Source organism: Streptomyces sp. RKND-216 (assembly GCF_004795255.1).
GTDB lineage: Bacteria > Actinomycetota > Actinomycetes > Streptomycetales > Streptomycetaceae > Streptomyces > Streptomyces hazeniae.
In genome coordinates, this window is record NZ_SSBQ01000002.1 from 3,822,750 (window position 1) to 3,846,163 (window position 23,414).

The 23,414-nt window shown below is 74.2% G+C and carries 19 protein-coding genes; 16 read left to right on the forward strand and 3 right to left on the reverse strand.

Translation table 11 applies throughout. From position 1 onward, the window contains the following. Positions 1-44 precede the first annotated feature (44 nt). The 5 genes from E4198_RS17015 (at position 45) to E4198_RS17035 (ending at position 5,812) form a co-directional block, all read left to right on the forward strand. The gene (locus E4198_RS17015; RefSeq protein ID WP_136183910.1) at positions 45-1,172 is read left to right on the forward strand and encodes a uroporphyrinogen-III synthase; all 1,128 of its coding nucleotides are present in this window, start codon (positions 45-47) and stop codon (positions 1,170-1,172) included. A gap of 124 nt (positions 1,173-1,296) precedes the next feature. Beyond that, complete coding sequence (locus E4198_RS17020) at positions 1,297-1,857, forward strand: GNAT family N-acetyltransferase (protein WP_136183911.1); 561 nt, start codon at positions 1,297-1,299, stop codon at positions 1,855-1,857. A 94-nt stretch (positions 1,858-1,951) separates the two neighbouring features. Then, positions 1,952-2,491: a sigma-70 family RNA polymerase sigma factor gene (locus tag E4198_RS17025; RefSeq protein WP_281727991.1), complete on the forward strand. Its 540-nt coding sequence runs from the start codon at positions 1,952-1,954 to the stop codon at positions 2,489-2,491. Continuing rightward, the gene (locus tag E4198_RS17030; protein ID WP_136183912.1) at positions 2,488-3,306 is read left to right on the forward strand and encodes an anti-sigma factor; all 819 of its coding nucleotides are present in this window, start codon (positions 2,488-2,490) and stop codon (positions 3,304-3,306) included. The genes E4198_RS17025 and E4198_RS17030 overlap by 4 nt, the downstream gene beginning before the upstream one ends. Positions 3,307-3,394: 88 nt before the next feature. Next, positions 3,395-5,812 (forward strand): UvrD-helicase domain-containing protein, encoded by a 2,418-nt coding sequence (locus tag E4198_RS17035; protein ID WP_136183913.1) that lies wholly within the window; start codon positions 3,395-3,397, stop codon positions 5,810-5,812. Positions 5,813-6,121: 309 nt separating this feature from the next. On the opposite strand, the gene E4198_RS17040 is transcribed toward E4198_RS17035, so the two are convergent. After that, on the reverse strand, positions 6,122-6,328 hold the full coding sequence (locus E4198_RS17040) for a cold-shock protein (RefSeq protein ID WP_136183914.1): 207 nt from the start codon (positions 6,326-6,328) through the stop codon (positions 6,122-6,124). A gap of 296 nt (positions 6,329-6,624) precedes the next feature. Here E4198_RS17040 and E4198_RS17045 point away from each other — a divergent pair, with 296 nt between their 5' ends. Together E4198_RS17045 and E4198_RS17055 are read left to right on the forward strand one after the other, a co-directional pair. Next, positions 6,625-8,079, forward strand: coding sequence for an NAD-dependent malic enzyme (locus E4198_RS17045; protein ID WP_136183915.1), 1,455 nt, complete (start codon positions 6,625-6,627; stop codon positions 8,077-8,079). Between the two features lie 271 nt (positions 8,080-8,350). Continuing rightward, positions 8,351-8,632, forward strand: coding sequence for an HU family DNA-binding protein (locus E4198_RS17055; RefSeq protein WP_027763440.1), 282 nt, complete (start codon positions 8,351-8,353; stop codon positions 8,630-8,632). Between the two features lie 107 nt (positions 8,633-8,739). Here E4198_RS17055 and murA read toward each other — a convergent pair whose 3' ends face one another. Further along, positions 8,740-10,065 (reverse strand): UDP-N-acetylglucosamine 1-carboxyvinyltransferase, encoded by a 1,326-nt coding sequence (gene murA / locus E4198_RS17060; RefSeq protein ID WP_136183916.1) that lies wholly within the window; start codon positions 10,063-10,065, stop codon positions 8,740-8,742. Between the two features lie 260 nt (positions 10,066-10,325). Here murA and E4198_RS17065 point away from each other — a divergent pair, with 260 nt between their 5' ends. The 9 genes from E4198_RS17065 (at position 10,326) to E4198_RS17105 (ending at position 22,924) form a co-directional block, all read left to right on the forward strand. Continuing rightward, positions 10,326-11,090 (forward strand): YqgE/AlgH family protein, encoded by a 765-nt coding sequence (locus E4198_RS17065; protein WP_136183917.1) that lies wholly within the window; start codon positions 10,326-10,328, stop codon positions 11,088-11,090. An 11-nt stretch (positions 11,091-11,101) separates the two neighbouring features. Further along, positions 11,102-11,398: a DUF3039 domain-containing protein gene (locus E4198_RS17070; protein WP_136183918.1), complete on the forward strand. Its 297-nt coding sequence runs from the start codon at positions 11,102-11,104 to the stop codon at positions 11,396-11,398. 330 nt (positions 11,399-11,728) lie between these two features. Beyond that, on the forward strand, positions 11,729-13,042 hold the full coding sequence (locus E4198_RS17075; RefSeq protein WP_136183919.1) for an extracellular solute-binding protein: 1,314 nt from the start codon (positions 11,729-11,731) through the stop codon (positions 13,040-13,042). After that, positions 13,039-13,941 carry a sugar ABC transporter permease gene (locus E4198_RS17080; RefSeq protein WP_136183920.1) on the forward strand — a complete coding sequence of 301 codons (903 nt, stop codon included), beginning with the start codon at positions 13,039-13,041 and terminating at the stop codon, positions 13,939-13,941. The genes E4198_RS17075 and E4198_RS17080 overlap by 4 nt, the downstream gene beginning before the upstream one ends. Positions 13,942-14,033: 92 nt before the next feature. Continuing rightward, positions 14,034-14,867: a carbohydrate ABC transporter permease gene (locus E4198_RS17085; protein ID WP_136185444.1), complete on the forward strand. Its 834-nt coding sequence runs from the start codon at positions 14,034-14,036 to the stop codon at positions 14,865-14,867. 27 nt (positions 14,868-14,894) lie between these two features. Next, on the forward strand, positions 14,895-16,532 hold the full coding sequence (locus E4198_RS17090; RefSeq protein WP_281728012.1) for a beta-N-acetylhexosaminidase: 1,638 nt from the start codon (positions 14,895-14,897) through the stop codon (positions 16,530-16,532). Between the two features lie 341 nt (positions 16,533-16,873). Beyond that, a complete protein-coding gene (locus E4198_RS17095; RefSeq protein ID WP_247597943.1) occupies positions 16,874-17,740 on the forward strand; it encodes an FAD binding domain-containing protein in 867 nt (288 codons plus the stop codon). Next, on the forward strand, positions 17,737-20,490 hold the full coding sequence (locus E4198_RS25545; RefSeq protein WP_281727992.1) for a 2Fe-2S iron-sulfur cluster-binding protein: 2,754 nt from the start codon (positions 17,737-17,739) through the stop codon (positions 20,488-20,490). Before E4198_RS17095 ends, E4198_RS25545 begins: the two co-directional genes overlap by 4 nt. A 94-nt stretch (positions 20,491-20,584) precedes the next feature. Beyond that, positions 20,585-22,924 (forward strand): molybdopterin cofactor-binding domain-containing protein, encoded by a 2,340-nt coding sequence (locus tag E4198_RS17105; protein WP_136183922.1) that lies wholly within the window; start codon positions 20,585-20,587, stop codon positions 22,922-22,924. A gap of 60 nt (positions 22,925-22,984) precedes the next feature. Here the strand turns inward: E4198_RS17105 and E4198_RS17110 are convergent, their stop codons facing one another. Next, entirely contained in the window at positions 22,985-23,305 is a 321-nt protein-coding gene (locus E4198_RS17110; RefSeq protein ID WP_136183923.1) for a hypothetical protein, read from the reverse strand. Positions 23,306-23,414 lie beyond the last annotated feature (109 nt).

Consider the following 23,414-nt stretch of genomic DNA (forward strand, 5'->3'; position numbering starts at 1 on the left):
CCCCGGGGCACCCGCAGAACCCCGCACCACAGGGACGAGGGACGATGAGCGAGCACGAACCCGTCAGGCCGCTGGACGGCTTCACCGTCGGCGTCACCGCCGCGCGCCGCGCCGATGACCTGAGCGCGCTGCTGGAGCGGCGCGGCGCCGTGGTCCAGCACGCTCCCGCGCTGCGCATCGTGCCGCTGGCCGACGACGCGGAACTGCTCGTGGGAACGAAACGCCTGATCGCCGAGCCGCCCGACCTGGCCGTCGCGACGACGGGCATCGGCTTCCGCGGTTGGCTGGAGGCCGCCGACGGCTGGGGCCTGGGCGACGAGTTGCGCGCCGCGCTCGCCGGTGCCGAGATCCTCACCCGCGGCCCCAAGGTGCGCGGCGCCGTGCGCGCCGCCGGACTGCGCGAGTCCTGGTCTCCGGAGTCCGAGTCGATGGCCGAGGTGCGCGACCGGCTGCTGGGGGAGGGCGTCCGCGGGCGCCGGATCGCCGTGCAGCTGCACGGCGATCCGCTGTCGGACCTCGTCGCGGCGCTGCGCGCGGACGGTGCGGAGGTGGTGGGCGTCCCGGTGTACCGGTGGCTGCCGCCGGAGGACCTGGCGCCCGTCGACCGCCTCACCGACGCAGTGCTGGCCGGGGGCGTGGACGCGCTCACCTTCACCAGCGCCCCTGCCGCGGTCTCGCTGCTGGAACGGGCGGGGGAGCGGGGCGTACGGGACCCGCTGCTGGCGGAGCTTCGCGGCGGACGGGTGCTCGCCGCCTGCGTCGGGCCGGTCACGGCGGCCCCGCTCGAGGCGGCAGGGGTGCCCACCGCCAGCCCCGAACGCTTCCGGCTGGGCCCGCTGGTCCAACTGCTATGTGCGCGGCTGCCGGAGGCCGCCGCCACGTTCGAGGTCGAGGGCCACGGGGTGGAGATCCGCGGCCACGCCGTGGTGGTCGACGGGCGGCTGCGGGCGGTGCCTCCGGCGGGCATGGCCCTGCTGCGGGAACTGACCCGCCGCCCCGGCCGGGTCGTCTCCCGCGCCGACCTGCTCCGCGCGCTCCCCGGAGCGGGGGCGGACGAGCACGCCGTCGAAACCGCCATGACCCGGCTGCGCGCCGCGCTCGGCGTGCGCGGCGTCGTCCAGACCGTCGTCAAGCGCGGCTACCGCCTCGCCGTCGAACCGGACGGGCGCTGAACCGGTCCGCACGTCACCGGGGAGTCTCCGTGGCTGCGGTGGTGCCGCTGCCGCTGTTGCTGCCGCAGCCACGGAGGCACGCAAACCGGTGGCCGGGCGGGTCGTGTGCGGGGAGGATCGCCGCATGGGCGCCTTCCTCGAGACCGAGCGGCTGGTGCTGCGCGCGTTCACCGCCGACGACGCCGACGACCTGTTCGCGCTCGACGACGACCCCGAGGTGATGCGGTTCCTCAACGGCGGCCGCCCCGCCGACCGGGAGGCGATCCGCACGCGCACGATGTCGCGGCTGCTGCACGTCCACCCCTGCACCGGGACGCGCGGCTACTGGGCCGCGCAGGAGAAGGGCACCGGCACGTTCCTCGGCTGGTTCGAGTTCCGCCCGCCGACCGACGACAGCCCCGCCGTGGTCGAGCTCGGCTACCGGCTGAACCGGGCGTCCTGGGGGCGCGGCTACGCCACCGAGGGGGCCCGTGCGCTCATCGGCAAGGGGTTCGCGGACCTCGGCGTCGAGCGCGTCATCGCCAACACCATGGCCGTCAACGCCCGCTCCCGGCGCGTGATGGAGAAGTGCGGCCTGGTCTTCGTCCGTGCCTTCCACGGGGACTGGCCGGACGCGATCGAGGGATCCGAGCACGGCGAGGTCGAGTACGCGCTCACCCGTACCGCGTGGGAGCGGGCCCGCTGACGGCGCTCCGCGGCCGGTGAACGCCGCGGACCCGGTGGGCGTACCCGGGGGTGGAGGCTCGACCGGAGGTCGCAGGGTGCGGGACGATGCGCGAGTGAAGGACGGCGCGGCTCACGACGACGCCCACGACGACGACGCGCTGATGCGCGCCCTGTACGAGGCGCACGCCGTGCCGCTGTACGCGTTCGTGCTGCGCCTGGTCGGCGGCGACCGGCACCGCGCCGAGGACGTGGTGCAGGAGACGCTGCTGCGTGCCTGGCGCAACGCCGAGAAGCTGCATCGCGGCAGCCCGGCCGCGCTCCGCCCCTGGCTGGTCACCGTCGCCCGCCGCATCGTCATCGACGGTCACCGCAGCCGCCAGGCCCGCCCGCACGAGGTGGACCCCGGGCCGCTGGAGTCCGTGCCCGCCGCCGACGAGATCGACCGGGCGCTGCGGGCCATGGTGATCTCCGAGGCGATGGCCGACCTGACCACCGCACACCGGCGAGCGCTCGTCGAGACGTATCTGCGGGGCCGCAGCGTCGCCGAGGCCGCCGAGGCGCTCGGGGTGCCGCCCGGTACCGTGCGGTCGCGGGTCTTCTACGCGCTGCGTTCGCTGCGCCTGGCCCTGGAGGAACGGGGGGTGACGTCATGACGGGCGACCCTCTCGGCACGCCGGACACCCCCGCTCCGCCGCCGTCGCCGCACACCGACGTCGGGGCCTACGCCCTCGGCCTGCTCACGGACGCCGAGGCGTCCCGCTTCGAGGACCACCTCGCCGGGTGCACCCGGTGCGCCGAGGAGCTGGAGGCCGATCTGGGCCTGCGTCCCCTCCTCCAAGAGGTGGCCTCGTGCGCGTCTTCCGGGCCCGTGCCGTCCTCCGGAGGCGTTCCGGGGACCGGTGCGCAGGAGGCCGGGGGCCCGCTGGACCGGGCGCTCGCCGCCGCGGCCTCCGAACGGCGCCGCGCGCGGCGGCGCCGCCACGCCCTGGCGGGCGCCGTCGCGGCGGTCCTGCTCGCCGCCGGAGCACTCGGCGGCGTGGCCGTCGGCCCCCTCGCCGGTGACGACGACGCCGACCGGCCGCCGCCCACCACGGCCGAGGCGGCACGTGCCGCCTTCGCGCAGGGGGAGAAGTTCTCCGACCAGGACCCGTCCACCAGCGTCGAGGCCACGGTGTCGCTCCAGGAACGGCCCTGGGGCACCCACGTCACCCTCCGGATCGGGAACCTCACCGGCCCGCGCGCCTGCGACCTGGTGGCCGTCGGCGGGGACGGCGGCCGGCAGACGGTCGCGACCTGGTCGGTGCCGGGGTACGGCTACGGCATCGAGGGCACCGCGTACGAGGAGCCGCTGTACGTGGCCGGCGGCGCCGGTCTCACGCCCGACCGGATCGACCACTTCGAGGTTCGCACGCTGGAGGGCGAGAAGCTGGCCGCCATCCGGATGGAAACCCCCGCGGAGGGGCTGTGACCCGCGGCACCACGCACCGGACACGCCCGCACGACCCCCGCAGGTCGCGTACGGTGGACGGCTGCCCTGTGAGAGAGAAGGGGGCCGCATGGGAGCGCAGGACACCGTGGACAGAGCAGACGGCCGGGCAGCGGACGCCGAGGGCGTGCGCGAACGGGAGACGCGTCGCGAGCAGACGCATCTGGACGCCGTGTACCGCCGTCTGGAGGAGAAGATCCACGAGGCCGAGTTCCTCATGGACGACGCCGCCAAGCGGGGGCAGGTCGGCACACCCGGCGCGCTCGCCGAACGCGACGCGCAGGTCTTCCGGGCCGGGATCCACCTCAACCGGCTGAACAGCGAGTTCGAGGACTTCCTCTTCGGCCGCATCGACCTGCTCGACGGCAAGACCGGCGAACGCGGCCCCGACGGCGCCTACACGTCCGTGGAGCCGGCCGACGACGCGGTGCGCCCGGACGGCGGCGCCGACATCGCCGAGACCCTGCACATCGGACGCCTGGGCGTGCTGGACGCCGACTACGCCCCGCTGGTCATCGACTGGCGGGCACCCGCCGCCGCCCCCTTCTACCGGGCCACTCCCGTGACCCCCGGCCGGGTGGTGCGCCGCCGCGTCATCCGCAGCAAGGGCCGCCGTGTGCTCGGCGTCGAAGACGACCTGCTGCGCCCGGAGATCCGCGCCACCCTGGACGGCGAGGAACTGCCCGCCGTCGGCGACGGCGCTCTGATGGCCGCTCTGGGCCGGGCCCGCGGTCACGCCATGCGGGACATCGTGGCGTCCATCCAGGCCGAGCAGGACGAGGTGATCCGCGCCCCCGCCGCCTCCGTCACCGAGGTCGAGGGCGGCCCCGGCACGGGCAAGACCGCCGTCGCCCTGCACCGCGCGGCCTACCTGCTCTACCGGGACCGGCGCCGGTACGCGGGCGGCATCCTGGTCGTCAGCCCGACCCCCCTGCTGGTGTCGTACACCGAAGGCGTGCTGCCCTCCCTCGGCGAGGAGGGGCAGGTCGCCATCCGCGCGCTGGGCTCGCTGGTCGACGGCGTCGAGGCGAGCGCGTACGACGACCAGCCGGTGGCCCGCGTCAAGGGCTCCGCCCGCATGGTCGGGGTGCTGCGTCGGGCCGCGCGGGGTGCCTTGGAGCTGGGCGAGGTCCCGCAGCGGCTGCGCGTGGTGGCGTTCGGCTCCCGCGTCGAGCTGGGCGCGGACGAACTGCGGGCCGTACGCCGCCAGGTGCTCGGTGGCACCGCGCCGGTGAACCTGATGCGGCCCCGGGCCCGGCGGCTGCTGCTCGATGCGCTGTGGGAGAAGTCCGGCGCCGCCCGCCGGCACGCCCACGATCCCGAACTCGCCGCCGAGGTGCGGCAGGGCTTCGACGAGGACCTCGACGAGGAGACGGACTTCACCGACTTCCTCGACGCCTGGTGGCCGGAACTGACCCCGCGCCGCGTGCTCGCGGCGCTGGCCGACGAGAAGCGGCTCGCCCGCTGGGCACGCCGGATGCTCCGCGGCGGCGAGGTGCGGCTGCTGGCCCGCTCGTTGCGCCGGCTGGGCGTGGACGGCACGGGGCCGCTGTCCGTGCACGACGTCGCGCTGCTGGACGAGCTGCGACAGCTCCTCGGTCCCCCCGCCGCCCGGCCGCGGAGGCAGGAGGCCGATCCGCTGGACCAGCTCACCGGGCTGGAGGAGGTGACCACCGCCGCCGACCGCAGCGGCCCGCGCCGGCGGCGGCCCGACGTGGAGGAGGAGCGCCGCGACTACGCCCACGTCATCGTCGACGAGGCGCAGGACCTGACGCCCCTGCAGTGGCGGATGGTGGGACGGCGCGGCCGCCACGCCACCTGGACCGTGGTCGGCGACCCGGCGCAGAGCTCCTGGACGGACACCGACGAGGCCGCCGCCGCGCGCGCCGAGGCGTTGGGCGGCCGTCCGCGCCGTCGTTTCGAACTCACCGTCAACTACCGCAACCCGGCGGAGATCGCCGAACTCGCCGACCGGGTGCTGGCGTTGGCTATGCCGGGCAGCACTCCGCCGGAGGCCGTGCGCAGCACGGGCCTCACCCCGCGCTTCGTCGCGGCCGCAGGCGCGAACGGCGCGAACGGCCGTGACGGTGCGGAGGGCGAGGAGGGGGAGGACCGGCTGGGCCGGACCGTACGGGCCGAGGCGGAGCGGCTGCTCTCGGAGGTGGACGGCACGGTCGGCGTGGTGGTCGCGATGGGGCGGCGCACCCAAGCACGGCAGTGGCTGGCCGGCCTGGGCGACCGGGCCGTGGCGTTGGGCAGTCTGGAGGCGAAGGGACTGGAGTACGACGCCACCGTGGTCGTCTCACCCGCCGAGATCGCGGAGGGCCTGTCCCCGCGCGAGTTCGCCGAGGGCGGCCCGGGCGCGGGCGGAGCGGGGCTGAGGGTGCTGTACGTCGCGCTCACGCGCGCGACGCAGCGACTCACCCTCGTTTCCGGCCCCCGCGACCTGCCCGACGCCGACGGGGTGCCGGACCTGCTGCGGGACTGAACCTGCCGGGGCCGCACGCCCCGCCGTCACCCCGTGGGCTCGTCGGCCCGCCACGCGGCACCGGGCGCCCCAGTCTGCCGACCGTACGTCCCCGCGGCGTCCGAACGCCGCTTCCCGTCCCGCCGAACGTACAGGGCCCGGAAGGAGGGATGGCCGAACGGGCCCTGTTTGTTAGCCTGAGGGTGGCACCGGCCCGATCCATGCCCCCGGGCCCAACCATCGTCGCTTCGAGCGACCACTTGCCGCGAGGCGAGCTGGCGGGTCGGTGCCACCTTCTTCTCGTCGCCCCGCGCCGCCGGGCTCCGCTCGTCAGCCGAGAACGCGCACCTGTTCGGCCTGCGGACCCTTCCGGCCCTGAGCGATCTCGAACTCCACGCGCTGGGCGTCCTCCAGGCTCCGGTATCCGTCACCGTTGATCGAGCTGTAGTGGACGAAGACGTCCGGCCCACCGTCCTCCTGGGCGATGAAGCCGTAGCCCTTCTCCGCGTTGAACCACTTGACCGTGCCCTGAGCCATTGTTCGGTCTCCTGTGTACGTACATGAGCGTGTGCGGGCAGGATCTTAGAACGATTCGTACCGTTTTCGACTGATTGATGCCGTCAAGGGTGCATGTCGCTCCCGTTTCTGCGGAGTGCCCGGGGGTTCCTCGCGAGGCACTTTCTCTCGTATGGTGGAAGAATGATTCCACTGCAGGGGTCAGGTTTCTGCGTACCAGTCGGTAGGTGGGACTATCTGGTGACGCGCCGCGCGCAACGGTCCCCGGTGGACCGGGCCGGCGCCCGGTAGCACAGGGAAAGCAGAGGAAGTCGGCCATGGCAACGGCGCCCAGCGTCTCGTACTCGATGACGGTCCGTCTGGAAGTCCCCGCGGGCGGGACCGCGGTCAGTCAGCTCACCACTGCCGTGGAGTCCTCCGGCGGCTCGGTCACCGGTCTGGACGTGACGGCCTCCGGCCACGAACGGCTCCGGATCGACGTCACCATCGCCGCCAGTTCCACCGCGCACGCGGACTCCATCGTCCAGCAGTTGCGCGGCGTCGAGGGCGTCACGCTCGGCAAGGTCTCCGACCGGACGTTCCTGATGCACCTCGGCGGCAAGATCGAGATGTCGTCGAAGCACCCGATTCGCAACCGCGACGACCTCTCCATGGTCTACACCCCGGGCGTCGCCCGCGTCTGCACGCAGATCGCGGAGAACCCCGAGGACGCCCGGCGGCTCACCATCAAGCGCAATTCGGTCGCCGTCGTCACCGACGGCTCCGCCGTCCTCGGTCTGGGCAACATCGGGCCCAAGGCCGCGCTTCCGGTGATGGAGGGCAAGGCCGCGCTGTTCAAGACGTTCGCCGGCATCGACGCCTGGCCGATCTGCCTGGACACGCAGGACACCGACACCATCGTCGAGGTGGTCAAGGCGGTCGCTCCCGGCTTCGCCGGCATCAACCTCGAGGACATCTCGGCGCCGCGCTGCTTCGAGATTGAGGCGCGGCTGCGCGAGGCCCTGGACATCCCCGTCTTCCACGACGACCAGCACGGCACCGCCATCGTCGTCCTCGCCTCGCTGCACAACGCGCTGCGCGTGGTCGGCAAGAACATCGAGGACGTGCGTGTCGTCATGTCCGGCGCCGGAGCGGCCGGTACGGCGATCCTCAAGCTCCTGCTGGCCGCCGGCGTCAAGCACGCGGTGGTCGCCGACATCCACGGCGTCGTGCACGGCGGACGCGAGGACCTGGTGGACGCCGCCCCCGACTCGCCGCTGAGCTGGATCGCCCGCAACACCAACCCCGAGGGCGTCACCGGCACCCTCAAGGACGCGGTGGTCGGCTCCGACGTGTTCATCGGCGTGTCCGCTCCCGACGTCCTGGCCGGTGAGGACGTCGCCACGATGGCCGACGGCGCGATCGTCTTCGCGCTCGCCAACCCCGACCCGGAGATCGACCCGGGCGAGGCGCGCCGTACCGCGGCGGTCGTCGCCACCGGACGCTCCGACTTCCCGAACCAGATCAACAACGTGCTGGTCTTCCCGGGCGTCTTCCGCGGCCTGCTCGACGCGCAGTCGCGTACGGTCAACACCGAGATGATGCTGGCGGCGGCGCGCGCGCTCGCCGACGTGGTGCTGGAGGACGAGCTCAACGCGAACTACATCATCCCCAGCGTCTTCAACGAGAAGGTCTCCGGAGCGGTGGCCGGCGCGGTCCGCAAGGCCGTCAGGGCCGCCGGGGAATCCGCGACGCAGCCGGCGACGGAGGCGGCCGGCTCGTCGGGGGAGTGACCCGGATGGGTGACACCTCTCACGCGTCCCGGCCCGCGCCCGCCCGGCGCGTCGCGGGTGTCGGCACCCGTGTGGCCCGTAGGGTTTGAGAAGCCGGAAGGGCGCCGGAAGGGTGTCGGATTGGCGTTCCCGCCGCAGGTGGGGGCAGGATGCGTCTTCGGGCGCGAGGGTCTGAACCTTAGGACCCGGGTCCGGGGACTGTCCGAGAGCCCTGGCAGCATCGGCTTCGACTCACGCCTCAACGGCAAGAAGAACACGGGAGTAACGAACTATGAACCGCAGTGAGCTGGTGGCCGCTCTGGCCGATCGTGCCGAGGTGACCCGCAAGGACGCCGACGCCGTTCTGGCCGCTCTGGCCGAGGTGACCGGCGAGGTCGTCTCCAAGGGCGACGAGAAGGTCACCATCCCCGGCTTCCTCACCTTCGAGCGCACGCACCGCGCCGCCCGCCAGGCGCGCAACCCGCAGACCGGTGAGCCGATCCAGATTCCGGCCGGGTACAGCGTCAAGGTGTCGGCCGGCTCCAAGCTGAAGGAAGCCGCCAAGGGCAAGTAAGGGCTGATGCCCTCCGAGTACGAGGGGCGGCCACCCTCCCAGGGTGGCCGCCCCTCGTCGCGTCCGAAGCGCCGGCGGCCTGCCTGCCGTCCGGCGCGGGTGCGCCCCTATGGGCGCTCGACGTTGGCGCCGAGTTCGGCGAGCTTCTCCATGAAGTTCTCGTAGCCGCGGTTGATCAGGTCGATGCCGTGTACGCGCGACGTGCCCTGCGCGGCCAGTGCCGCGATGAGGTACGAGAACCCGCCCCGGAGGTCCGGGATGACCAGGTCGGAACCCTGGAGCTTCGTCGGCCCGGACACGACCGCGGAGTGGAGGAAGTTGCGCTGCCCGAAGCGGCACGGCATGCCGCCCAGGCACTCGCGGTAGAGCTGGATGTGCGCGCCCATCTGGTTCAGGGCCTCCGTGAAGCCCAGCCGCGACTCGTACACCGTCTCGTGCACGATCGACAGCCCGGATGCCTGGGTGAGCGCCACGACCAGCGGCTGCTGCCAGTCGGTCTGGAAGCCCGGGTGGACGTCCGTCTCCAGCGCGATGGCCTTCAGCGGGCCGCCGGGGTGCCAGAAGCGGATGCCCTCGTCGCCGATCTCGAAGGCGCCGCCGACCTTGCGGTAGGTGTTGAGGAACGTCATCATCTCGCGCTGCCGGGCGCCGTGGACGTAGACGCTTCCCTCGGTGGCGAGCGCGGCGCTCGCCCAGGACGCGGCCTCCAGCCGGTCCGGGAGGGCCCGGTGGGTGTAGCCGTCCAGCCGGTCGACGCCGGTGATGCGGATGGTGCGGTCGGTGTCGACGGAGATGATCGCGCCCATCTTCTGCAGCACGCAGATGAGGTCTTCGATCTCCGGCTCGACCGCCGCGTTGGAGAGTTCGGTCACCCCCTCCGCCAGCACCGCGGTGAGCAGCACCTGTTCGGTGGACCCGACCGACGGGTACGGCAGGCTGATCTTGCAGCCGCGCAGTCGCTGCGGCGCCTCCAGGTACTGGCCGTCGGCGCGCTTCTCGATGGTCGCGCCGAACTCGCGCAGCACGTCGAAGTGGAAGTTCACCGGGCGGCCGCCGATGTCGCAGCCGCCGAGGCCCGGGATGAAGGCGTGGCCGAGGCGGTGCAGCAGCGGGCCGCAGAAGAGGATCGGGATGCGGGAGGAGCCGGCGTGCGCGTCGATGTCGCCCACGTCGGCGCTCTCCACCCGCGAGGGGTCCATCACGAGTTCGCCCGGCTCCTCGCCCGCGCCCACGGTGACGCCGTGCAGCTGCAGCAGGCCGCGCACCACCCGCACGTCGCGGATGTCGGGCACGTTGCGCAGGCGGCTCGGGCCGCTGCCGAGCAGCGCCGCGACCATGGCCTTGGGCACGAGGTTCTTCGCGCCGCGGACACGGATCTCGCCCTCCAGCGGGCTACCGCCGTGGACGAGCAGGACATCTTCGGTGCCGGACATGGAGCTCCGCGTTTCGAACGGGGTTTCAGGGGACAGCACTCAAGACTAATGGCCCACAGGCCGCTTTCCGTACGCCCTGTGCGGGCCCGCGTGCTTCCGGAACCTTTTCTTCCGGTGCGGGAGATGCCCGGACCACCGGCCGGCGCAGGTCCCCGGCCACCGCGTGCCCACGGGGGTGACCGGCGGTTTCGCGCCTTTCGGGGGGCCGGAGTGCGGCCGGAAGGTATCCCTGTCGGTGCCACGAGTGGGATCATTGCGGCATGACCGAGGTGTCCTCCCTCACCGGGCGGCTGCTGGTCGCCACCCCGGTGCTGTCCGACCCGAACTTCGACCGCGCCGTCGTGCTGCTCCTCGACCACGACGAGGAGGGCTCGCTGGGCGTGGTCCTGAACCGCCCGACGCCCGTGGACGTCGACGACATCCTGGAGGGCTGGGGCGATCTCGCGGGCGCCCCCGGGGTGGTGTTCCAAGGAGGGCCGGTGTCGCTGGACGCGGCGCTGGGGCTGGCCGTGGTCCCCACGGGCAACGGCGACCACGGCCCGAACGGCCCCCTCACCGGCGCGGCCGGTCCCCGCACGGGCCCGGAGAGGCCGGTCCTCGACGGGGCGCCGGACGCCGCGGGGGGAGCGGACCCCGCGCCCGGAGCGGACCTCGCGGGCGACGCGGCGGCCGAGGCCGCGGACGTGCTGGGCGGCGTCACCGGCCCGGACGCCCCGCGCGGCCCCGGGGACGGCCCGCTGGGATTCCGCCGCGTCTTCGGCGCGATCGGCCTGGTCGACCTGGACGCGCCGCCCGAGCTGCTGGCGGCCGAACTCGGCTCGCTGCGCATCTTCGCCGGGTACGCCGGCTGGGGCGCGGGCCAGCTCGAGGACGAGCTCGCCGAAGGCGCCTGGTACGTCGTGGAGTCCGAGCCGGGCGACGTGTCCTCGCCCGCCCCCGAGGGTCTGTGGCGTTCCGTACTGCGGAGGCAGCGCAGCGAACTGGCCATGGTCGCGACGTACCCGGACGACGCCTCGCTGAATTAGGCTTGGGTCACATGAGCACTCTCGAGCCCGAGCGCGGGACCGGTACCGGCACTCTCGTCGAGCCGACCCCGCAGACATCGCACGGTGACGGCGACCATGAGCGGTTCGCCCACTACGTCCAGAAGGACAAGATCATGGCCAGCGCGCTCGACGGGACGCCCGTCGTCGCGCTCTGCGGCAAGGTCTGGGTGCCGGGTCGCGACCCGAAGAAGTACCCGGTGTGCCCCATGTGCAAGGAGATCTACGAGACCATGGGTGCCGGCGGCAAGAACGGCAAGGACGGCGACGGCAAGGGCGGCAAGAAGTAGCGCCCGCCGCGGCGCACACCTGACGCCGCACACCGCGCAGGGCTCACACGGCGCGCTCCGCCGGGCTCCCTCTCGAACGAGGGCCCGGCGGGGCGCGCCGTGCTGTGCGCGGCGGCCACCCGTGCCCGCCCGGCGTCCCGCGCCGCCCGCGCCCGCTGCTCCGTGCTCCGGCCGTTCCCGCCGCTGGGCCGCAGCCGATTGGTCGAGACCTCTTGTGGGCCGCGACGGTCGGCTCTAGCCTCCTGCCCGGCTCGGTTGTGCAGTGCGAAACGTGCATTGCGCATGTTGCAACGCTGTGTCGTTCGTCGTCGACCCGCCAGGGGGCACGCCATGAGACCGTCCGCACTCCGACTCCTCTCCCGGACGGCCGCCGTCCTCGGTCTGGCCGCCGCCCTGGCCCTCACCGGCTGCGCGCCGTCCACCTCGTCCGGCGGCGCGGAGCAGGGCGGCGACGACCGGACGGGCACGCTGCGCGTCTGGCTGTTCCGCGAGGTCGACAACGCGCCGAAGCAGCGGATCGTCGACGACGTCGTCGCCGGATTCGAGAAGCAGCACGGCGGCGTGACCGTCGACGTGCAGTACATCCCCGTCGACAGCCGCGCGGAGAAGATGAAGGGCGCCCTGAACGCCCCCTCCTCCGCTCCCGACGTCGTCGAGTTCGGCAACACCGACACCGCAGGCCTGGTCGAGAACGGCGCCCTCCTCGACGTCACCGACGCCTTCGAAGGGTGGGGCGAGGCCGCGGACACCGATCCCACCGCACGGCAGTCGGTCACCGTCCAGGGCCGCGTGTACGGCGCTCCGCTGTTCGTCGGCGTCCGCGCCCTGTACTACCGCACGGACGTGTTCGACGACCTCGGACTCGAACCGCCCGCCACCCTCGACGAACTCGCCGACACCGCACGACGGATACGGCAGGAGCGCCCGCAGATGTACGGCATCGCCGTCGGCGGCTCGTACACCTACGGCGCCCTGCCCTTCGTCTGGGCGCACGGCGGCGAGGTCGCCGAGAAGCGCGGCGGCGCGTGGACGGCGACGATCGACGACCCGGCCGCACGCAAGGGCGTCACCGCGTACACCGACCTCTTCGGCCCCGGCAACTGCCCGCCCGCCACCTGCGCGCAGATGGGCGGCAACGACACGGTCGAAGCCTTCGCCAACGGCAAGGCCGGCATGGTGATCGGCGGCGACTTCAACCGCGAGGCCGTCGGGAACAGCGAGGTCGCCGGCAGCTACGACGTGGTGCCGCTGCCCGGTGTCCGGGAGGGCGAGATCGCGCCCGCCTTCGCCGGCGGCAACAATCTCGGCGTCATGCGCGGCACCGGCCACCGCGGTCTGGCCGTCGACCTGATGCGGCGGCTGGCGGGCAAGGAGACGCAGGAGCGGCTGTTCGCCGAGATGGGCTTCCTGCCGACCTTCACCGACACCCGGCAGCAGGTCGCCGCCGAGGAGCCGTTCGTCGAGCCCTTCGTGCGGACGCTGGACGCCGGCGCGAAGTTCGTGCCCGCCACGCCCGCGTGGTCGGCGATTGATGCGAGCCAGGTGCTGCCCACCATGTTCCAGCGTGTCGTCAGCGGCAAGCAGGACGTGCCCGGGGCCACCGGGGCCGCCGCGCGCACGATGGACGAGGCCTTCGCGCGGTGAGCGCCCCGGCCGTCGCCGCGCGCCGCGGGGGCGGGTGGACGCCCTGGCTCTACCTCGCCCCCGCGCTGCTGGTGATCGCGGCGCTGCTCGCGTACCCGATCTACCAGCTCGGCCTGATCTCCCTCTACGAGTACACCCAGGCCCAGGTCAGCGGCGGGCAGCCGACCACGTTCCAGGGCCTGGGCAACTACGCCGAGCTGGCGCGCGACCCGAAGTTCTGGGACGTGCTGCTGGTCACCGTCGGCTTCGCCGCCGTCTGCGTCCTCGGCACCCTGGCCGTCGGCTGCGCGCTGGCCGTCCTGCTGACCCGGGTGCGGGCGGTGCCGCGGCTGGCGCTGATGCTGGCCTCGCTCGGCGCCTGGGCGACCCCGGCCATCACCGGGTCCACCGTCTGGGTGTTCCTCTTCCACCCCGACTTCGGCCCGGTCAACCGGGTGTTCGGACTGAGCGACTTCTCCTGGACGTACGGCCGGTGGAGCGCCTTCCTCCTGGTGCTCCTGGAGGTCGTGTGGTGTTCGTTCCCGCTCGTGATGGTGACGGTCTACGCCGGAATCCGCGCCATTCCCGCAGAGGTGCTGGAGGCCGCCGCGCTCGACGGCGCGCGGGCACCGCGGATCTGGCGTAGCGTCATGGCGCCGATGCTGCGGCCGCTGCTGGTTGTGGTGACCATCCAGTCGATCATCTGGGACTTCAAGATATTCACGCAGATCTATGTGATGACCGGCGGCGGGGGCGTCGCCGGCCAGAATCTCGTGCTCAACGTGTACGCCTACCAGAAGGCGTTCGCGTCCGCCCGCTACGGCCTGGGTTCCGCGATCGGCATCGTGATGCTGCTGATCCTGCTGGGCGTCACGCTCGTCTATCTGCGCGTGCTGCGCCGCCGGGGTGAGGACCTGTGACGACCACACCGACCACGAGGACCGCACAGGCCGCGAAGGTGCCGGTCCAGCGAAACGCGCCGACCCGACCGACCGCGTCCCGCGCCGTACGCCTGCCGCGATTTCGGCGCCCCTGGCGGCTGCTTGCCGAGACCGGGGCGCTCGTGACCGCACTGGTGGTCGCCTTTCCCCTCTACTGGATGGTGCTCTCCGCGTTCAAGCCGCAGGCCGAGGTGCAGTCCGACCGGCCCGTGCCGTGGACGACGAGCCCCGCCCTGGACAGTTTCCAACGGGTCTTCACCCAGCAGGATTTCGGCCGCTACTTCCTCAACAGCCTGCTGGTCGCCGGGACCGTCGTGGTCGCCTCCGCGCTCATCGCGTTTCTCGCAGCCACCGCGGTCGCCCGATTCCGGTTCCGTTTCCGCACCACTGTGCTGATCATGTTCCTCACCGCGCAGATGGTCCCGATCGAGGCGCTCACCATTCCCGTGTTCTTCCTGATGCGGGACGTCGGCGCGCTCAACTCGCTGATCTCCCTGATCCTTCCGCACCTCGCCTTCTCCCTGCCGTTCGCAGTGTGGATGCTGCGTGGATTCGTCAAAGCCGTTCCCGCGTCCCTGGAGGAGCAGGCGTACCTCGACGGCGCGAGCCGCAGCCGTTTCCTGTGGCAGATCCTCTTTCCGCTGGTGCTCCCCGGGCTGGTGGCCACCAGCGTGTTCTCCTTCATCTCCACCTGGAACGACTTCCTGTTCGCCAAGTCGTTCCTCATCAGCGCTACCGAGAACTCCACCCTCCCGATGGCACTGCTGGTCTTCTTCGACACCGAAACCCCCGACTGGGGAGGCGTGATGGCCGCCTCCACCGTGATGACCGTGCCCGTGCTGGTCTTCTTCGTCGCCGTACAGCGCCGCCTGGTCTCGGGCCTCGGCGGCGCCGTGAAGGACTGATGCCCCGTGCCGGACGAGCCCCGGCTGATCCCTGCCCCGCGTGTCCTGGAAGCCGTCGGCGGCGGCCCGTTCACGTTCACCGGCACCACCGCCGTCGAGGCGGGGCCGGGCACCGCCGGCGCGGCCCGGCTGCTGCGCTCCGCCCTGGGCGCCGCCACAGGGCTGCCGCTCCCGCCCCGCCGCAGCGGGGACGAGGGCCCGTACGTCGCGCTGGCCGTGGACGACGACGGCTTCGCCGCCGGGCCCGGCCTGGAGGCATACCGGCTGGACGTCGACGCGGGCGGTGTGCGGATCACGGGCGGCGGAGTGGTGGGCGTCCACCACGGGGTGCAGACCCTGCGGCAACTCCTGCCCCCCGCCGCCTACCGGCGCGCCCCGGTCCGCAGCGGCCCGTGGACCGTGCCGCCCGTGCATGTGGAGGACGCGCCCCGCTTCCGCTGGCGCGGCCACCTCCTGGACGTGGCACGGCACTTCCAGCCCAAGGACGACGTGCTTCGCTGTCTGGATCTGCTCGCCCTGCACAAGCTCAACGTGCTGCACCTGCACCTGACCGACGACCAGGGCTGGCGTCTGCAGATCCGCCGCCACCCCCGGCTCACCGAGGTCGGCGCCTGGCGGCCCCGCACCCGCCTCGGCCACCGTGCCTCCCCGCTGTGGGACGAGCGCCCGCACGGCGGCTTCTACACCCACGACGACATCCGCGAGATCGTCGCGTACGCCGCCGAGCGCCACATCACCGTCGTCCCCGAGATCGACGTCCCGGGCCACTCCCAGGCCGCCGTCGCCGCCCACCCCGAACTCGGCAACGCCGACGCCGTCGACACCGCGGCTCTCGGCGTCTGGACGGACTGGGGCGTCAGCCCGCACGTGCTCGCGCCCACCGACCGCACGCTGCGCTTCTACGAAGAGGTGCTGGAGGAGGTCCTGGAACTCTTCCCCTCGCCCTGGATCCACGTCGGCGGTGACGAGGTCCCCACCGGCGAGTGGCGTGCCTCGCCCGCCGCCCAGGACCGCATCCGCACGGAAGGCCTCTCCGGCGAACCCGCCCTGCACGCTTGGTTCGTGAGCCACTTCGCACGCCACCTGGCGGCACGCGGCCGCCGTGCGGTCGGCTGGGACGAGATCCTCGACGCCGGAGCCGGCCGCCTCCCGCCCGACGCCGTCGTCTCCTCTTGGCGCGGCTACGCGGGCGGCATCGCCGCAGCCGAGGCCGGACACGACGTGGTGATGTGCCCCGAGCAGCAGGTGTACCTCGACCACCGCCAGCACCCGGGCGAGGTCGAGCCGGTGCCGCTCGGCTACGTCCGCACCCTGGAGGACGTCTACCGCTTCGAACCCGTGCCGCCGCGACTGGCCGGAACGCCCGCGGCGGCCCGGGTGCTGGGCGCCCAGGCGAACATGTGGACCGAGGCTGCGGAGACCCGGCAGCGCGTCGACTACCAGACCCACCCCCGGCTCGCGGCCTTCGCCGAGGTCGTGTGGTCCGACCTCCCGCCGCCCGCTGCACGGCTGTTCGACGACTTCCGCGACCGGCTGGAGGGCGCGCACCTGGCCCGTCTCGACGCCCTCGGCGTCGACTACCGGCCGCCCGCCGGCCCCCGGCCGTGGCAGCGTCGTCCCGGGGTGCTCGGACGCCCGATCGAGGGACCACCCCCGATCGTGTGAGGCGTGCGCGAGCGGCCCCCGTACCCGGGCGCGGACTGCCACCGTGAAGGCGTGAACGCGACGAACGGCATCCGTCCCGGCATGCGGAACGCAACCGAACGTACCGCCGGAACCGCCGCGATCCGGTCTTGAGGAAGGGGATCGGCACAGCTCTCCCCTTGTGGACCCTCGCAGCGGCAGTCGAGTGAGATGTGCCAGAGTTGCCACGTCCGGGCTGTGAGCACGTACCGTACGGCAGGGCAGCCGGGACGGCCGGGGAAGGGGCAGCTGGATTGAGCACGCACGCACCGCATGCACCACAGGCGGCGCAGTCCGCTGCGCAGCCGGGCGCGCCGGTCACCCTGCCGGCCACGCTCGACGAAGCGGTCGCCGCGCTCACCGCCGTACCCGCGGCCGTGCCCGTCGCCGGCGGCACCGACCTGATGGCCGCCGTGAACTCCGGCCGGCTGCGCCCCGCCGCCCTCGTCGGCCTGGCGCGGATCAGCGAGATCCGCGGCTGGGAGTACCAGGACGGCCACGCCCTCCTCGGAGCCGGACTCACCCTCGCCCGCATGGGCCGCCCCGACTTCGCCGCGCTCATCCCCGCGCTCGCCGCCGCCGCGCGCGCGGCCGGCCCGCCGCAGATCCGCAACGTCGGCACGCTCGGCGGCAACATCGTCAGCGCCGCCCCCACCGGCGATACCCTGCCCGTGCTCGCCGCCCTGGAGGCGGCGGTGCTGGTCGCCGGGCCGGGGGAGGGCGGCGTCGTGCGGCGGGAGATCCCCGTCGGCCACCTGCTCTCCGGCAGGGAGATGCTCCGCCCCGGCGAGATCGTCGGCTATGTCCGGGTGCCCCTGCTGCACGCCCCCCAGACCTTCCTCAAGGCCACCGGCCGCACCGGCCCCGGCCGTGCCCTGGCCTCCGCCTCGGTCGTGCTCGACCCGGCGCGGCGCGGGGTGCGCTGCGCCGTCGGTGCCGTCGCCCCGATGCCGCTGCGGCCGCTGGAGGCCGAACGCTGGGTCGCCTCGCTCATCGACTGGGACGGCGACCGCGGCCTGGCCCCGGAGGCGCTGCACGCGTTCGGGGAGTACGTGGCCATGGCGTGCATCCCCGACCCGTCGCCTCCGGAGGACGGCGGGGAGACCCCCGTACTTCCGGCCGCCGCCCTGCACCTGCGGCGCACCGTGGCGGCGCTGGCCCGCCGAGGACTCGGGAGGGCGCTGGCATGACCCACGAGCCGCACGACCGGCAGGACCCGTACGACCCGCAGGACCCGTACGACCCGCAGGACCCGTACGGCCCCGAGGGCCGCAACGGAGGAGCGGGCACGCACGAGGGGTACGGCGACGGGCACGGCGGCTACGGCCACGCGGACGCCGGATACCCCCCGGACGCCGCCGGGTACGGCGACTACGGCACCCCCTACGATGCGGGCGGGGCACAGTACGGCGGGTACGGCGCCGCGCCGCACGCCGGCCACCCGGCGCCCGCGCCGGGGAGTTGGGGCGGCGAGTACGACGCGGACGCCACGGCGTTCGTGCAGCTCCCCGGCCCCGGCAGCAGCCTGCCCGGCGCCGACCCGCTGGCAGCCCCCGGCACCGGCCAGGGCTACACCCCGCCCGCACTCGGCGACTTCGAGCCCGGCGCGGCCGGCGGCCACTCCGGCACCGGGTACGCGGGCACCGGCCACTCCTCCGGAGCCGACTACTCCGGCAGCGGGTACTACGGGACGGACGGGCACGCCGTGCCCATGGCCACGGGCCCCGGCGGCGAGCCGGTACACGGCGGAGGGGGCCACCACCTCGGCGGCTCGCCGATGACTCCGGCCGCGAGCACCGACCCCTCGGCGGCCGGGCAGTGGACCCTGCCGTTCGCCACGGTCTCCGATCCCCTGCCGCACGGCGGTCACCCCGAGCCGGGGCAACAGCCCGGCCCCCACGACGCCACCTTCGGTGCCGACACCGCGGCGGACGACGCCGACGCCCACCCGCAGGGCGGCGGAATGGCCGCCGCGATGGGCCAGGGCGCCGCGGCCGCCCTCGCCGGCTCGCACGAGGCCCGCACCCAGCGCCGCCCGCTCGGGTCGGGCGGCGGCGCCGGCCGCCCCGACGAGTCCGCACCCGGCGACGGCCCCGACCCCTACGGCCCTCACGGGCCCGACACCACCGCAGTACCCCACGCCCGGCAGGCTCCCGGCGCGGTCGAGCCGCCGCACGGGCCGGGGGAGTGGCCGCACTCCGGTCCCGCCACGGCTGAGGCCCCGGGGCACGGCGTGGGCGCCGCCGGACAGGAGACGCAGCTCGCCGACGCCCTCGCACGCCGCCAGGTGCCCTTCGCCGGTACGCCCGGAGCCGACGCCCCGCCCGCCGTGCACTGGCCGGAACCCGGGGACGTGCCGCAGCCGGAGGTGCCGCATCCGGGCGGCCCTCGGCCGGATCTGGCGCATGCCGCCGGGCCGCCCCCCGGTGGCGATACGCACCCCGGTGCGGGACCGGACGGGTACGGCGCCGGGCAGGTGCCCCACCAGGGCGGCCCGTTCGACCCGGAGAGCCTGCCCACCGTCTCGCCGTCCAGCGCGATCCCGTACGCCGACTCCACGCCCTCCGGCGCTCGGGGCGCCGCGTCCGGGAACGACGTCGGCGCCTTCCCCGGGGGCCCGGACGACGCGGGACCGCCCGCACCCGCCCCGGCCGCCGGAGGGCCGGCGACGGAGCCCCGGACGCCCACCTGGCCCGAGCCCGGCTCTCTGCCCGCGACCGGCGACGACCCTCTCCTGTCCGCCGGTGCCGCGCCCTTCCCCGGTCCCACGCAGGAGGCCGGTCGGCCGGGGCCGGCTCCGGATGCTCCCCCGGCGGAGGAATCCTCGGGCGAGCCGGCGAGTCCGGAAGCACCGGGGCACCACGCGCCCGGCGAGCACGCGGAGCCGGCCGGGGGCCCGGAGGCCGCCGGAACGGACGAGCCTGCGACTGCACCGGAGCCCTCCTCGCCCGCGCCGTCCTCGCCGGCGCCCCCGGCAGCCCCGTCCTCGGCCGCCGCAGGAGCGGGGGCCGTATCGATCAGCAAGATCCCGTTCGTGGAGTCCACTCCCGGCGCCGGCGTGCCCACCCCGCCCGCGACCGTGTGCACCGAGCCCCCGGCCGCCGCTTCGGACACGGAGCCCGCCACGGCCGAGGGCGACGGGGCGGCTGAGGCGTCCGAGGCACCCGCGGGGACCGACGGGTGGCCGCACCACGGCTCGGGGCCGGGCCCGGACGACTCCGGCGAGTACGTCACCCACCCCGCCGCCCGTGCCGCAGCGGCCGCGGACCCCGCCGAGACCGCGGAGCCCGTCGGGGCCGTCGAGGCCGCGGGCCCCCCCGAAGCTGCGGACCCGGTCCCGCCGGACCCGACGGGGGACCCCGCCGGCCCCGCTCCCGCGGACCAGCCCGATCCGGCCCCTGCCGGGTTCGCGCACAGCGACCACCCCCACGTCTCGTACGTGCTGCGGGTGAACGGCGTGGACCGGCCGGTCAGCGAGGCGTGGATCGGCGAGTCGCTGCTCTACGTGCTCCGGGAACGCCTCGGCCTCGCCGGCGCCAAGGACGGCTGTTCGCAGGGCGAGTGTGGCGCCTGCTCGGTACAGGTGGACGGCCGGCTGGTCGCCTCCTGCCTGGTGCCCGCGGCCACCGCGGCGGGCAGCGAGGTCCGTACCGTCGAGGGCTTGGCCGAGGACGGTGAGCCGTCCGACGTGCAGCGCGCGCTCACCGCCTGCGGCGCCGTCCAGTGCGGCTTCTGCGTGCCCGGCCTGGCCATGGCCCTCCACGACCTGCTCGAGGGCAACCACGCGCCGACCGAGCTGGAGACCCGGCAGGCGATCTGCGGCAACCTCTGCCGCTGCTCCGGCTACCGCGGCGTCCTGGACGCGGTCGATACGGTCGTCACCGACCGAGCCGACCGGGCCGCCGCCCTCGAGGAGCAGCCCGAGGGAGGCGACGCGTGACACGTCCGCCGGTCCGCCGCCCCCGTTCCCGCCCCCGGGCACCCCGCGAAACCGCGCGCGGCACCGCGCGCCCGCGCACGCGAAAGGCGACGGCATGACCAGCACGGCCGACGGCCCGGGCGTGGTGCCGGGCACCCCCTCCCACGGCACGCCCGTCGGACCGGGCGGTCCGGCCGCACCGCCCGAGCCCTCGCTCGGCATCGGCGCCTCCCTGCCCTCCGTCGACGCGGCAGCCAAGGCCGAGGGCAGCTTTCCGTACGCCGCCGATCTGTGGGCCGAGGGTCTGCTGTGGGCGGCGATCCTGCGCGCCCCGCACCCGCACGCGCGCATCACCGGCATCGACACCTCGCGGGCCGCCGCCCTGCCCGGCGTCCGCGCCGTCGTCACCCACGAGGACGTGCCAGGCGACCCGGCGTACGGCCGGCGTGTCGCCGACCGGCCCGCGTTCGCCCGCGACGTGGTCCGCTACCACGGCGAACCGGTCGCCGCCGTCGCCGCCGACCACCCCGACACCGCCCGGCTCGCCGCGGCCGCCATCGCCGTCGAGTACGAGGTGCTCGACCCGGTCACCGACCCGGAGCAGTCCTTCGAGGCCGAGCCGCTGCACCCAGACGGCAACCTGATCCGCCACATCCCGCTGCGCTACGGCGACCCGGACGTCACCGGGGAGGTCGTCGTCGAGGGCCTGTACCGCATCGGCCGCCAGGACCCGGCGCCCATCGGCGCCGAGGCGGGCCTCGCCGTGCCGCGCCCGGACGGCGGCGTGGAGATCTACACCGCCTCCACCGACCCGCACTCCGACCGCGACCAGGTCGCAGCCTGCTTCGGCCTGCCGCCGGAGCAGGTCAAGGTCGTCGTCACCGGCGTGCCCGGCGCGCTCGGCGACCGCGAGGACACCGGCATGCAGGTGCCGCTGGGCCTGCTCGCGCTGCGCACCGGCTGCCCGGTGAAGATCGCCGCCACCCGCGAGGAGTCCTTCCTCGGCCACGCCCACCGCCACCCCACGTTGCTGCGCTACCGACATCACGCGAACGCCGACGGCAGGCTCCTCAAGGTCGAGGCGCAGATCCTGCTCGACGCCGGGGCCTACGCCGACACCTCCTCCGAGGCGCTGGCCGCCGCCGTGTCCTTCGCCGCCGGCCCGTACGTCGTCCCGCACGCCGTCGTCGACGGCTGGGCCGTGCGCACCAACAACCCGCCCTCCGGGCACCTGCGCGGCGAGGGGGCCATGCAGGTCTGCGCCGCGTACGAGGGCCAGATGGACAAGCTCGCCGCCCGGCTCGGCGTCGAACCCGCCGAACTGCGGTTGCGCAACGCCCTCGCCACCGGCGACCTGCTACCCACCGGCCAGACCGTCACCTGTCCCGCGCCCGTTGCCGAACTCCTCACCGCCGTACGGGACGCGCCGCTGCCGGCGCTGCCCAAGGACAGCCCCGCCTCGGAGTGGCTGCTGCCCGGCGGCCCCGAGGGCGCCGGCGAACCGGGCGCCGTGCGGCGCGGCGTGGGCTACGGGCTGGGCATGGTGCACATGCTCGGGGCCGAGGGCACGGACGAGGTCAGCACGGCGACGGTGAAGGTCGAGGGCACGGTGGCGACCGTGCTGTGCGCGGCCGTCGAAACCGGCCAGGGCTTCTCCACCCTCGCCCGGCAGATCGTGCAGGAGACCCTCGGCATCGAGGACGTTCACGTCGCCTCCGTCGACACCGACCAGCCCCCGGCCGGTGCCGGTGCGCGCAGCCGCCACACCTGGGTCTCCGGCGGCGCGGTGGAACGCGCCGCGAAGATGGTCCGCACCCAGCTCCTCCAGCCGCTCGCGGCCAAGTTCGGCATGTCCACGGAGCTGCTGACCGTCGCCGACGGGAAGATCACCTCGTACGACGGGGTGCTGTCCACCACGGTCGCGGAGGAGCTGGAGGGCAAGGAGCTCTGGGCGACCGCGCAGTGCCGCCCGCACCCCACCGAGCCGCTCGACGACTCCGGGCAGGGCGACGCGTTCGTCGGTCTCGCCTTCGCCGCGGTGCGCGCCGTGGTCGACGTGGACGTGGAACTCGGCTCGATCCGCGTCGTGGAGATGGCGGTCGCGCAGGACGTCGGCCGCGTCCTCAACCCGCAGCAGCTGCGGGCCCGCATCGAAGCCGGCGTCACCCAGGGCATCGGGGCGGCACTCACCGAGCACCTGCGCGTCGCGAAGGGCGTCGTACGCCACCCCGACCTGACCGCCTATGCGCTGCCCACCTCGCTCGACGCGCCGGAGATCCGGATCGTGAAACTCGTCGAGGAGCGTGACGTGGTGGCGCCGTTCGGCGCCAAGGCGGTCTCGGCGGTGCCGGTCGTGGCCTCCCCGGCGGCGGTCGCCTCCGCCGTACGGGCCGCCACCGGCCGTCCTGTCAACCGGCTGCCCATCCGGCCGCAGGCCGCCGTCACCGAGACCTGACGCGAGGACGCCGTCACGCGCCGGGGCGCCGGCCCGGCGCCCCGGCGGGAGCGGTCGGCGTCAGCCGGCGCGGGTCAGCCGGTACTCCGTCGTGGGGAAGCCGCCGTTGGCGCTGCACAGCGAACTCGACCGGGAGTCGGTCCAGTTCCAGCCCACCGGAACCAGGCAGGCCCACAGCCCTTCCGAGGGCGCCACGACGTTGTAGCTCATGCCGTTGGGCACGCCGCAGCCGGCGTCCCACGTCTTCCACGTGTACGTCATGCCCGGCGGCACCGAGCACTGCCAGGCGGCGTGCGCGGGGGCGGCGGTGCCGAGGCTCAGACCGCCGGCGGCCATCAGGGTCACGGCCGACGTGATCAGCGTTGTGCGCAGCTTTCTCATCGAGGGTTCCTTTCGCGGCGGCGTCCTTCGCCGCCGGCAGCACATCCGAGCAGAGCGCCTGTGGCGTCTCAATACGTGAGCGCGCCGGAGGGCGGGAGAGGCCCCGAAC